Annotated in this window: 10 protein-coding genes; all 10 read right to left on the bottom strand. The window is 41.7% G+C overall.

Features of this window, described 5'->3' with window-relative positions; translation table 11 throughout:
• Nucleotides 1–30: 30 nt before the first annotated feature.
• The gene (locus R8P61_04605; GenBank protein MDW3646318.1) at nt 31–1113 is read right to left on the bottom strand and encodes a glycosyltransferase family 4 protein; all 1083 of its coding nucleotides are present in this window, start codon (nt 1111–1113) and stop codon (nt 31–33) included.
• Nucleotides 1110–1841 carry an acyltransferase gene (locus R8P61_04600; protein ID MDW3646317.1) on the bottom strand — a complete coding sequence of 244 codons (732 nt, stop codon included), beginning with the start codon at nt 1839–1841 and terminating at the stop codon, nt 1110–1112. Before R8P61_04600 ends, R8P61_04605 begins: the two co-directional genes overlap by 4 nt.
• 1 nt (nt 1842) lies before the next feature.
• On the bottom strand, nt 1843–4209 hold the full coding sequence (locus R8P61_04595; GenBank protein MDW3646316.1) for a phosphotransferase: 2367 nt from the start codon (nt 4207–4209) through the stop codon (nt 1843–1845).
• 84 nt (nt 4210–4293) lie between these two features.
• Nucleotides 4294–5595 (bottom strand): O-antigen ligase family protein, encoded by a 1302-nt coding sequence (locus R8P61_04590; GenBank protein ID MDW3646315.1) that lies wholly within the window; start codon nt 5593–5595, stop codon nt 4294–4296.
• Nucleotides 5592–6707 (bottom strand): glycosyltransferase family 4 protein, encoded by a 1116-nt coding sequence (locus R8P61_04585; protein MDW3646314.1) that lies wholly within the window; start codon nt 6705–6707, stop codon nt 5592–5594. Before R8P61_04585 ends, R8P61_04590 begins: the two co-directional genes overlap by 4 nt.
• 8 nt (nt 6708–6715) lie before the next feature.
• Nucleotides 6716–8968 carry a Wzz/FepE/Etk N-terminal domain-containing protein gene (locus R8P61_04580; GenBank protein MDW3646313.1) on the bottom strand — a complete coding sequence of 751 codons (2253 nt, stop codon included), beginning with the start codon at nt 8966–8968 and terminating at the stop codon, nt 6716–6718.
• Between the two features lies 1 nt (nt 8969).
• Nucleotides 8970–9686, bottom strand: a complete 717-nt coding sequence (locus tag R8P61_04575) for a polysaccharide biosynthesis/export family protein (GenBank protein MDW3646312.1) — start codon at nt 9684–9686, stop codon at nt 8970–8972.
• A 9-nt stretch (nt 9687–9695) separates the two neighbouring features.
• Nucleotides 9696–10181, bottom strand: a complete 486-nt coding sequence (locus tag R8P61_04570) for a response regulator (GenBank protein MDW3646311.1) — start codon at nt 10179–10181, stop codon at nt 9696–9698.
• 124 nt (nt 10182–10305) lie between these two features.
• Nucleotides 10306–12696 (bottom strand): ATP-binding protein, encoded by a 2391-nt coding sequence (locus R8P61_04565; GenBank protein MDW3646310.1) that lies wholly within the window; start codon nt 12694–12696, stop codon nt 10306–10308.
• A complete protein-coding gene (locus R8P61_04560) occupies nt 12696–13235 on the bottom strand; it encodes a heme NO-binding domain-containing protein (protein MDW3646309.1) in 540 nt (179 codons plus the stop codon). The genes R8P61_04565 and R8P61_04560 overlap by 1 nt, the downstream gene beginning before the upstream one ends.
• Nucleotides 13236–13243 lie beyond the last annotated feature (8 nt).

Raw genomic sequence — 13243 nt, 5'->3', positions numbered from 1 at the left:
AGAATTCCAAAAATTGGAAAAGCCTATCTCTTAAGAGAGAATTGCCTGGGATTGAGGAAGGCCAAGGAAAGCGCATAGCTTTTCTTTAAATGCTTGAAAACTATAGTCCCTACTTCTTTGCAAAGCTGAAAGGGAATATTCAGCATAAATCCTTTCATCCGAAAAGAGGAAATCAATTTGCCTGGAAATTTTCTCAGGCTTATACACAGAGGTTTTAAATCCACATTCTTCTGTAACCAGGTCCGCGATGCCGCCGACCTCCGGTACGATGCAGGGAAGCCCATAAGACATAGCTTCCAAGGCCGTCATCCCAAAACTTTCGATCCATTTATCAGGATGAGACAGATTGAGGAGAAGCGCAGCCTTTTGGTAATATGGATGCAAATCAGCAGGAGAACTCTGGATATATAGATTTTTCAGCGCTTTATGTTTTTCTCGGAACTCAGCAATTTGGTCCTCGGAGGAGTTTAGGATCAGGGTATAAGAACGCTCCCCGTCATTTTCTGCCAGACTTGCAAAGTTTTCGATTCCTTTATAGGCCTTATATGAGCAAAGCATGAGGGTACCTTCTCTTTGCCTTTTTTCTGAATGCTTGATCGCCTGCAGAAAACTCTCACTCAAGACATTAGGGATCACTTCTCCTTTATCCGCGAGCTCTGGAAAACAACTTTGCAAATAGCTGGAAACGAAAATGGCTTTATCCGCAGTCCAAATTGCAGTGGCTTTAAGGAGATGAAACAGTAGCCTATTATTAAGTTGAGGTTCATGGAGATGGTAAATGACAGGGATGCCGCAGAATTTACCTGCTAAAGCTGCACCTGCTGGCAAGAGGGTATTGAGGTAAAGAGCATCTATACTTTTCCTGTTCTTATAAACCAGCATAAATGCCTCCCACTGGGCCCTAATCAAATTGAACAGTAAACCCAATTTCCCAGATTTCCAACGATAAGAGTTCGGATGAAATTGATGGACTTTGGCGTCCGAAAGGAAACCCTCGCTTTTCGAGGTCCAAAGATGAATTTCTGCGGCAGACTCCATCGCCTTGAGTGCATTTTTCAGCATCAAGGGGCTACCTGAGTAGTCATTAAACAGATGAAAGGCCCAAATTCTCATATTTTACTTAAGATTTCAGTTGCTTCATTATCTCCTAATCGAGACCGCAGGACTCTTGCCGGGACTCCTCCAATTATGCTATAGGGAGGAAAAGATTGGGTTAGGATCGCACCGGCTGCAATCACTGAACCTTCCCCTACTTCGACTCCATCCAGGATAGCAACCTTTGCCCCTATCCAACAATTGGCTCCGATCTTTATTCCTTTTCTTTCTACCCCCTGAAGCCTAATCGGCATCTGAATATGGTCGAAAACATGATTTTCCGGATGACAACTGAAATAAGGTCCGACAATGCAATCATCCCCTATTTCAAGCGATCCGGCTCCACCCAAGGAAGCAAATGGGCCAATTCCTACATTCTTCCCAATCCGGATAAATTCCCCCAAATCATGAAAAGATTGAGAAATCTCTACTCGGCTATAGGCTCCGATACCAGAATTATTTCCAATAGAAAGTGTCCCTTTTCCTAAAGCAGACAAATAAACGCCCTCATGAATCACGACCCACTTACCTAATTTGACCTGAGCAATATTAAAAATGGAAACCCTCTTACCGAAAAACTGCAAGCCGGGTTTCCGAATATGTAGAGACTGATAAATTATTGATCGCAAAAACATTATCCCCTTTTTTAAAATCAGGGACAGGAGCAAAGAACTCCCTATCTGAGAATCGAATGCAAAAGCGGGATTGCGTTTGCGAATTAAGCGTTCCAGTAATTTTCTAATCATATCAGGCAGCCTTCGCAAATAAAGTTTCGATGAAATCCAGACTTTCTTCCAAATCGAGATTGTTCAGGTTGACATAACTCTGCGCATATTTTCGCTCAAATTCCTCGAAGAGTTCCTTGTAGGAATGGCATAAACTTTCAATCTCTTTAGCTGGTAATTCCTGTTTTCGGGAAAGGATTTCTTCTACAGGAGCATATAAAAAGATGTTTACTTCAGCTTTATTAATCCATCTGTACATACGTTTAGTAAAGCCCTTATGTAAGCTCAGGTTGCTCCTTCTTGGATCACTGATGAAATCAAAATAATAGCGATCGTAAAGGATCACTTTCCCCCTGCTTTTATGCCGATACCAGATAAAAATTTCTCCCAGAAAGTAATCAAGGAGGTAGTAGAAAAAACGCAGATAGGAGAATAGATAGCTCCTGTTTTTCCCTTGCCTTGGCAAGGTCTCAGATGCTTTTTGTTCCGCCTTTGCTTTCCCCAAAATGAATGAACTCAAGATTGGCAGAAGAGAAGGACGATGCCTAAGGATAACTACTTCTTTGCGGTATTTCTTTTCCAATCTTTGCTTTAAGCGGGCAATTAATGTCGATTTTCCAGCTCCATCGACTCCACTAAGCGTAAGGGTCAAAGAATCTCTCCGGATTACTTTCCGTATGCTATCAGCCAGGTACGATAGCTGATTTTTAAGCGAGGAAAACCCCTGATTCTCTGGTCGCTTTTGAACGTTCTCCAACAATTCTTCCTGCTTTTTCGCCGACAGCCCTTCAGAGAAATTGGCCTGCCATAATTTTTTGCTGACTTTTTCAGATGAAAATGCATTAGCATAATGCCAGTAATTCACTTTATAGTGTTCCGGAATATCAGCTCCATTCAGGGTATAGAAATAAGCTATGTAGGCAAAATTATCTTCGGCACGCGGAAGTTTGATACCACAATCATTGATCTCAGCATCTTCCAAAACCTTCTCGATGCGAAAATATTCAAGTGATCGCCTTTTGAGTTGAGAAATGAGATCTATCGAAAGAAAACTGCCGTCCAGAAAGAAGAGCTCCAGGCTTTGCATGTAGGAGTATCTTCTGATTCGACTATGAGAAACCAGAGGGGAGCTTGAAATCAGTTTATTGATCTTAGAGTAGTCTGCTTTTTGTATAAAAATATCCAGATCACTTTCTTCTTTCAATAATTCTATATCTCCCTCGAAAAACTTCATCAATGCATAGTCAGTTTCTTTAATTTCCTCAAAAATCAATCGAATAAATTGCTTGCGAAAGCTATCCTTCTTCAAATATGCATTTCCCAATTCTAGCAGCTGTGTCCAAATTTCCATGAGTTTGAAAGCCTGGGAATGAAGCTGAGATTGACGGGCATATATCTGGGAATAATAGCTGCTAAGTTTTATGAGATAGGCCATAAACTGATGCTTCCAATCCAGTTTATAGGCAGATAAAAGAACCCGGACGTCTTCACTCCTCACTAATTCTCGCACTTTCTGGAAGATCGCCCGGGCTGAGCTACCTGTATTCAATATTTCATGCTGCACAACAAAATGGAATAAATCATACAGCATTGGATAATCTCCTGCCAGTTCCCAGTCCAGAACCTGGAGTTTTGCCCCCTTCACGGCTGTATTCCAGGGGCAAAAGTCTCCATGACCAAAGGCTGTTTTAAGCATGAACGCTTGTTTTTCAATTAGCTCATGACTGACAGCAAGGGTATTGTGTAGTTGTTCCAGAGGCTTTTGGGCCTCAGGGTCTTCACAATCAACATTCAATATCTTTTCAGGTATAAGGGATTGCGATTCAACTTCTTCAATTCCCCAGGAATAGATTTCCTGAAGAAAACGACTATGCGCTGGGCTCCATTGATGGCTGCTTTCTGTGATCTTAAGCTCATGGGTTTTTAAGATTTTGTGGGTGAAAGAAAAGAGTTTCGGAAACCAAAAATGTTTGGGGCATTTTTGATTTAACATCTCTAAAACCCGAAACTCATTTTCAATCAGCTTTGGAGCGTTTTCACCATAGGCAATTTTGGAGAAATAGGCCTTATCGTTTTTTGTTCGCTCATACAGCAGGATCTTTCGGTTAGGGCCCGGAGTTCCTGTAAAGAGCGCGAATTGTTTTTCATGGCTTAGTTCCGAAGGCGAATAGCCCAATAATTTTGATAGATCTTTGTCTGATAATCGCTTTGAGCATACATTCTGTAGTCCATATTTAAATGCTAAGCGAAGGATTTTTCTAAGTCTTCTATTTCTTTTGTTAAAGGCCGGATAGAATTTCAGAAAGAGAGCCTCTCGGTCTTCTTCCGGAACAATCCAACGAGGACTTCCATCAGGATTTTTAATTACTTGGTAGCTGTTAGAAGGCATTGCTTAAAGATTCTTGCCTGGAGAATTTATTGCGCACACAGAAGACAATCCTAATCATGTGCCAGGAGAAAAAAAGGGCCAGGATCAACATACAAGCCTATTCTCAGTTGAAGCTTTTCCATTTTTTGGAAAAGACTGCGGTATTTGGAAAAGTTGTTCTTGCTTGGAGGGCTTGGCATGAAGCACAAAAGACAGGAAAAGAAGTTGATAAAAGAGAATGCCATAATTTGTTTCACCCCATATCCCAAATTCAGTCAGGCTGTTGATGAAAAGGGGAATGAATAGAATCCAAAACTCCCTCCTTTTCCGGCTAAGGCTTTCCCTAATAACTGCTCGAATGCTGGTCCCCATTTGAATCAGGACAATACTAGCACCCAGAAAACCCAAATTCAGCAATACCTGCACAAAGGTATTGTGAGTCATGGTGGCTGGATAAGTATTTTTCCCTTGAAAGTACTTGGTATAATAGATATTCATGAAGCCAAAGCCCAGCAAAGGTTCCTGAGGTAAAGCCTCCGTCAGCAAGGCATGCCAAAAGGGAATCCGGCCGGTCATACTTAAAACTTCTTCTGCCCCTCCTTTCTCCTCATTGAAAATGATCTTTTGCGCAGCAAAGGGTAGCAGAAATAAGATCGATCCTATCAAAAGTATTTTGGGCCACCATCCTCTGGATCTCAAGAGCAAAAGACCCAGTAAGAGAGAAAATCCTATCAGGCTGGATCGGGAACCCGTGAGGTACATCACAGAGAGACAAATAAGTAGCAGGAGAGTCGGGAGAATGTATCTCTTATTGGAAGAGAATTGGAGGAGGATGCAGGCGGCTCCAAAACTACAGAGCATCCCAAGTTCATTTGGATTCATAATAAGTCCTCCCAAACGTGCAATATCCCCCCCGTGGGTCAGCCGAATGAAGCTTTCCGGTGCCAGAAAATAGCCCATCAAAAAATAAGCTGCATTTAAACTCACGGGAATATACAGGATGCGAGCAAGCCCGAAACTTTGGTCCGGGAAGGCAGATTCCAAAGATTTCAACAATCTGATCAGAAGAAAGGAGAAGATCAATAAATCTAAATCCCGAAACAGCTGGATCAAGGCAAAGCTTTGATCAAAAGCCCAGGAAATAGAAATAGCAGCCAGTACGAAATACGCACAGTAGGCCCAGAAAGCCAGACTGTTTCTAAGCTGTATTCTTAAGGAAATTCCCCGTCTTAGTAAAAAGTTGCTCAGCAGCAGGATCGCAATGGTCATAGAAGTACCCAGACCAATCTTGATGATTTTATTCAAGGCCCCACTTTCAAAAAGTGCCAGGAAACCAAAGATCTTGAAAAAGAGGATGAGTCTGATCCAAAAGAGAATCCCAGGGAGATGTATTTTCCGGAAACTCATTGATAAAGCAATTGCGTTTGTTCGGCTACTTTTTTCCAGGAAAATTCTCGGCGAGCCATTTCTGCAGCTCTTTCTGCACGTTCCTTAAGTCTTCCCTCTTCGTATTCTTTTTCTGCTTCTCTTAGCAATCGAGCGATCCTGGGAATATCTATTTCCTCATAGGTCCAACCTGCCTCTGCCATTTTTACATAAGTATCCATACTGGTAGCTTTACTGACCAGACAGGGAATGCCCAGAGATAAAGCCTCGATGACTGCTGTAGGGAGACCCTCGTTTCGTGAGCTATGGACAAAGAGTTTCATTTGTGATAGGATTTGCACTTTCTCCTGTCCGAACCTCCTTCCCCAAAAATGGATATAGCTATCAAGCTCCAATTCTGAAGAGAGCCTTTTCATTTCCTCTAAATATGGCCCATCGCCTACCAAATGCAGGCTCCCTTTGCCTTCCAACTGTTCCCTGTAAAACCGAAAACTTTTTAACAATACATCAAGTCCTTTCTGCCGTTCCTCAACTCTCCCGCAATAGCCTATTATAAATTCTGTAGAAGGAGGAATTGAATGATCATATCTTAGTTCAGCGAAGTTCTGCCCGTTAGGGATCAATATTATGGAGGGACATCCACTCAAAGCCTGTAAATCACTTTGCTCTGCATGGCCTAAACACTGAACTGCTTTTGCCCCTTTTATCAAAAGATTTTCTAAACATCTGAAGTAGAGTTTTTTCAGCCATTTGTTCTTCTCCATAGCCCCTTGGGTGAAGGTCCCATGAGGAGTCAGGACATAGTTTCTATTTATTTTCCTGAGATACCGAGAAATGAGGATAAAATGTGGGATAAAGCCTCCATGAAAATGAAATACGGTATCTGCAGAAGATGCGCTAAGTGCTGCTTTCAGTTCTGTAGAAATCCGCATATAGCCCTTGTCCGGAAACCAACAGCTATGATAGTTTCGCTTTTGGGTTTCTGTTTTTTGGTAGGAAGCGGTAATCCCCCATACGGAAACCTCCCAGCCCAGCGCATGTTGTTCTTCTGCCAGATTGTGAACTACCCGATTTACGCCATTAAGCCTGTTGGGATTGGCCCTCCCCAAAACGATATGAATGATCGGTCTCATGATTTTAATTAAGCACTTAAACTTTTCTGGAGATTCCATTTACGAACTAAGGGTCGCTGTTTTTTTATCCAGCTACTAAAGGGGAAAAAGGTTCTACTTCTTTCATCCAGGAGAATTGCAGCCTTCTTTGCCAATGAATCAGTGGCAGAATCTGAGAAATATGCGAGTTCTTTTTTTCTGGATACTCCTTTCTGAAATACAATGAACAATCGATCATAGAGAGGTTCCAGCATTTCAACCAGTGAAGCCTCCTCGGGAGCTGGCAATACCAGCACGATCCTATCAAAATATTTGTCCAGACTTTTGAAGCGCTTGTTGAAATTTTCGTCCAGCAGTCGGCTCAAGTCAGACCTAATATCCATTTCTTCATATAGAGTTTCCCGCGTATTCAAGGAAGATTTCAACTTATTGCTATCAATCTCAGCATCCAGATAAGACCGTATCAAGCTGCTTTTTGCTGATTCAGGTCCTACCCTTCCTTCTTCCCAGTGCAAACACAGAATTTTTTCTCCGGAAAGGGATAAAGCCTCCAGGCTTTGTTTAAGTTGTATTGCATATTGAACCTGAGGATTGGAAGGACAAAAGGCGAGGAAAGCAGAAGAATTCTCTTGACGTTTGAGCTGGCTGATCAGTGTTAGTCCAAAATCTTCTTTTAATTTTTTGCTTCTGCTTTCTTCCAGGATAAAAGTTGAGGGGGGGGAATTCTCTTTCAGCAGCTCAACTTCCCATATTTTCCCTGATAGAAAATCATGGAGGTAAAGGACAAACACCGAAAGCAGCAATGCTATGAAGATCGCCAATAGCCTGAGAAACCATTTACCTGGATTTGTTGGAGCTACAGCTACTTTCGCCCGGTTTAGAATTCGGTGAAAGTATAGTTTTGCTCGTTTTGCAATTCCGGCTTCCAGCTGTTTTTTCGTCAGGAAATTATATAGCTCCTGATAATTGTTGAAGTCCCGCTCGAGTCGCTTGAGATTCTTTTCTACAGTCGGGATAGACTCTAGAGCTTTCTTTTCTCCATTGATATCCTTTTCAATTTTGTCTAATTGGGCATAGCTATTTTTTCTATGATTGTGGATATTTTCTTTGATATAGCTAACCAGATTGCGAATCTTCTGATCCACTGACAAAAGTTCATCACTGCCTTTTGCATACTTTCTCTCCAATTCGATTTTTTCTTCCTCCAGGCTTTTCAACTGCTTTACCAGTTCCGTAAAGAGCAGGCCTCCATAGCTTTCATAACTAGGTGCCAATTGTAAAAATTTCTCCAAATCCAGCTGGACATATTTGTTCAGGCTATCCAGAACCACCAATTTCATATTGAGGTTGGTTTCCTGAATTTCCAATTGAGCGATTTTTCTCAGATCTGTTTCCGTTTCCTGCCCCAGGTTCAGGACTTTATTGTTTAGGCGAAAGCTTTCAAGTGCCCTTTCTGCCCTATTGAGTTTATCCAAACTCTCCCGAATCCGATTATCTAAAAAGTCCTCCGTCAGATTCGCTGCTGTCATTTTGTGGGCAATATGATCTTCGAGGTAGGAGTTGGCTATGGCATTGGTAAAATCTGCGACACGTTCGGCATTTCGTCCTTCAAAATAAATACGGATCACACGCACATGTTCCTTAACCTCTTTCACCAGCAAATTTCCTTTTACAAAATTTTGCAAAAGGTACTCAGGACTACAGAGCCTGAAAGAATAGCGCCCGGGAAGATGGATGCTGCTATGTTCTTTTACCCAATCTTCGGATAGCTCCAATGTCAATTCATTCCCCTCAAATACTAGGGCTTGCCCAAAATTACCTGATTGGAATTTGCCTTTTCTTTCCAGTCTAAAACTTTTTGCATCCAGCACGTCTACAAAAAAGAGCTGGTCGTAATCCCTAAAAGAAAGGGAATCAAAGCGAAGAGAAAAAGGATGATCCTTGTAAATATCCTGCTTTATCAGACTGCCAATGCGATGGTATTCGATCGGATCCAGTTTGTCCACTGCTTTTTTCAGAATGGTGTCTGATTTGAGGACTTCTACCTCCGTTGCGATATCATTGTTCTCAGCAAAAATATCAAGATCCTGATAGAGGTTATTATCGGAAAAACCCGAATAGGTATCATCCAGTTTTATCAGGCATTGCGACTCATAAACGGGCAATTGATAGATATATATATTATGGGCGATGAATACAGCTATCAATACCATACTCACAATAAACAGCCATCCCTTTTTCAAAGGACGGATGAGCCCAAGCAAATCTCTTTGCTCCATCATCTTATCGGCTTAGAAATAAAAAAACAGTAGTTGCCACACTGGCCAGCGCAAGCAATACCGGAGATTTTTTTTCCAGCAGTTTTGCCTGTCGGGTAGGAATGTAGATAACATCTCCCGGTAAGAGGGCAATGTTGTTCAGAACATCAGGGCTAAGTCGGGTAAGGTCTAGTTCATAGGTAGTATTTTGCCTGCTGAGTTTGACTTCCGTTAGTTTGGCGTGAAAATCAGTTCCACCGGCAGCAGCTATGAAATAAGAAATGGTATTTTTCCCCTCATAAAGCGGGTAATTTCCTGGAGAGATTACCTGACCGATAATTGAAACTTCGTGGCTATGGACCTTGACATCTATAATAGGTTCTACAACGAAAGCTTCATACTGACGTTCCAGTTTTTCCCTTGCTTCCTGAATACTTAGTCCCCCGAGTCTGGTCGCACCTAATTTGGGTAATTGTACATGGCCCTGCTTGTCTACCAGAATCCATTTACCAAAGACTTCGTTTGAGTTGTAGATGCCATAGACTGAGCCTATGCTCAGATCTTCATGCCCCCAAATACTCACACTGATTTTGTCGTGAGGCCTTATCCTGGGAGTTTGTTCTTCTACGCTTAACAATAAGGACTGATAAGAATTTGGACTGCTCATGCTATAAAAGTTCTGACGTGCGCAGGATGTCAGGACCAGCATTCCCAATAGATACAGATAGCTAATTTGGTACATAGGATTGCTTTACATATAGGAAATTGAAATGCCCAGGGCCAGAATGAAAAATATTCCACCCATGAAGAATTTGTGTCGTTTATTTTTCTTTTGTATGTCCATACTTGTCAAGACTGAAGTTGGATGGAATAACTCATTTATTTTTCGATCCAGTCTTTCCAGGGTGTGGTCGCTTTTCTGGATATAGTCCATGGCTCCGAATTTGAGGGTTTGGATGGCTTCATGGATGGATTTCTGCCCGGAAATAAAAATGACAGGGATTTGCTCATTGATCCTCCTAATTTCCTGCAGGACTCTCTTGCCTGGATAGGCAGAGTCACCCAAATCAAAATCAATCAATATAAGGTCAGGCTGCTCTTCCAGTTGTTGCAGAGCTTCGGTCCCTTTCGAGAATACATGAATGTCCCGATAGCCCTTAAGCTTTAGGAAGGAGTGCAATAAGGCGCTGTAGAAGGGGTCATCTTCAATGATGAATATCTTTTTGCTGTTTTCCATAATCTGAGGCTTTCTATGGGTATTCCATAGTCATGCCAAGCGAAAAAACAGCTATTCGGGCTTTTAGTGCCTTATTTTAGAAATGAAAGGGATTGAAATGTGGAAGGCTTTCCAGATTTTGGAATCAATGGCAAGCAAGCGCATCCAGTACTTTCTTACTGATAGACAGGATTCCTTTTACCATATCCAATCTTTCCTGATCAGAGTGGTCCTGGTATTCTTTTTCAAGAATCAGGAGATCCCCTTTCAGGCTGTCGACTGCCAGGGTATTGAGGGAACTTTTCAATCTATGGCAAATGTCCGACACCCTTTTCCAATCTTTTGCTTCTGATGCCTCCTGAAGATCTTCCAAAATTTCCGGTGTGGTTTCCAGGAAAGTATTTACCATTTTCCGGACGAAATCCTGGTTATTTGAAAACATCTTTTCCAATTTCTCCAGGGAATAAAGAGGAAAGGCATCTTTTGAGGGGGGAATAGAGACCGTTTTTTCCTGCGAGTATTCATCCAATAAATTCCTTCTGTTGGTCAATCGGATCATTTTTGCAAAAAGTACTTCGGGCTCGAAGGGTTTCGACATGACATCATTCATTCCCAATTCCAAATATCGCTGTACCTCATCTTCGAAGGCATTGGCGGTGAGCGCGAGAATAGGAAGCTCTTGCCATAATTCTCTGGATCTGATGATGGATGTAGCTCTGACACCATCCATTTTAGGCATTAGTATATCCATGAGCACCAGATCAAAACTTTCTTTCTCTAAAGCTTCCAGGGCTTCTTCCCCATTGTTGCAGATTTTGAGCTTAATCTTGAGGTCCTGGAAAAGTGTCTCAATCAGGGTCTGATTATAGCGATTATCTTCTGCTAGGAGAACCCTCAGGCCTTCCAGCAAGCTCAAATCATTTTCTGGCAGCTCAAGGTTCGGGATATCCTCTTCTGATCCTTTTTTATAAACGATACCAAAGGAAAAAGTACTGCCCTCTCCCAGGACACTCTTGATTTGCATCTCTCCACCATGAAGCTCAAGCAGTTTTTGAGAAATGGACAATCCCAGGCCTGTACCTCCATAATTGCGAGAAATGCTGCTGTCTTCTTGCTCGAAAGCCTCAAAAATCTTAAGCAGTTTATCCGGATGTATACCTTTACCTGTATCCTTTATTGCAAATATCAGGCGCTGAGAATCTGAATCTATTTCCTCGGCATGAAGGCAAATTTTCACGGATCCACTCTCAGTAAATTTTATGGAATTGCTGACGAGATTTAAGAGAATTTGATTTAGCCGAAAGGGATCACCGATGTATATCTCTTTGACTTCCTTAGCTATTTGAAAGTCCAGAAGGACATTTCGGTTATCAGCCTTGATTCGATTCGTGTCAAGAATATGTTTAATGATTTCCCGAGGTTTGAATCCTATTTTTTCGAGAACTATTTTATCTGCATTTACCTTCGAAAGGTCCAGGACATCATTGATGACAACCAGGAGATTTCGGGATGAAACAGAAACTACCTCCAACATTTCCTGCTGCTTGGGTGTGAGCCGGGTCTTGAGAAGGAGATCACTCATGCCGATAATGGCATTCATAGGTGTTCGTATCTCATGGCTCATATTTTTCAAAAACTGTTCTTTTGCATTCGCAGATTCTTCCGCTTTCAATCGAGCCTTGATCAATTCAGCTTCTGATTTTTTACGCGCGGTAATGTCTCTCGCGACGACAGTTAGAGATGGAACATTGTTCTCTACATTCAGATTAAAATTTGCGCTGATAAATCTGAGGTCCATTTGAGAAGTTGCCACGGTCAGTTCTTGTCGTCTTTGAGGCAAAATCCCTTGCTCTGAGACGATCTTGAAAAGTTCTGTGAACTTTTCCTCGCTATCCCCAGAAATAAATTCTGTATATGACCTGCCGATTAATTCTTCCTTCCTGGTACTAAAGAAATTTTCTCCTGCGGGATTGACATAGGTAACTATGCCATCCATATTCAATTTAATAATGCCATCAATGGATTCTTCAACGGTTTTTCGGTACTTCTCTTCGCTTTCCAATAGCCGCTGTTTGGCTTTTTTCTCCAGGGTTTCATCTTTAAAGTAAATATTAGCGTATTCAGCTTCTAATACAGGAACCGCCCAGACAGCATACACTCGTTCATCCAACTCATAATCTTCTTCGATCTGCTCTGCATGCTCAAGTGCCAGTTTTGCCATTTCAGAGAAATGTGGATCGATCCTTTCCAGCTTTTCCCCAAAAAGCTCTTTACTTTTTCTATTGCTATAAGAAATCTCTCCAGAGTTATTAATCCGTAAAAATGGAGAAGGACTTTCTTCGGGAATCCTTGCAATACGCTCGATCTCCCGGGTTCTTTCTAGTACAATTTCTTCCAGAGACTCATTGCTCTCGATCAATCTTTGATTGACCTCATACAATTGGGCAGCCTTCTCTTCCAGAATCTTTTCTGCAATCTTTCTCGCTTGCCTCTCTCGGTTAAGCGCCCGCCTTAAAGCCTCTAGCTCTTCTTTCATCAGTTTTTATTTATGACAAATTGGACCTTTTTGCCATCTTCTATCACAGATTCCACTTTTAGTTCTCCCTGAAATTGGAAGAAATTGAAGGTTCCTTTTATCAATCCTTCTGCAAAGCTGTAAAGGGCTCGATTGCTGGTATAAAGCATCCGGAGATGATCCTCGCTTCGAGAAATGGTATCGAAACTTGGTAATTCTGCATCTGGATATAGTTTCAACACCTCAGGATGAATATAAGAATCCAGGCTGCTGAGAAATTCAAAACAATCGTTCTGATTCTCAAAGAAGGCAGGATAGGATTTTAGCAGTACAGAGAAAAAATGCTCTCCGTAAATTCTTAGTAAATCTGTTATTTCTACCTCAAGCTCTTTGCTCAATTGGGTTACCAGAGAAACCATTTCAAAATGGCTATAGGTACCCACTGTTGTGTAGATACCTCCAGAATCAAGATTACTATTCTCAATGATTTTATCGACCGTAAGTATTCCATGATGTTCTTCTACAAAATCAAGAAACTCGGTAAATACTATTCCTTTCATAATTCGGA

The sequence above is a fragment of the Bacteroidia bacterium genome (genome assembly GCA_033391075.1).
Classification (GTDB): Bacteria; Bacteroidota; Bacteroidia; order J057; family J057; genus JAWPMV01.
This window is presented reverse-complemented; position numbering and strand designations above follow the sequence as displayed.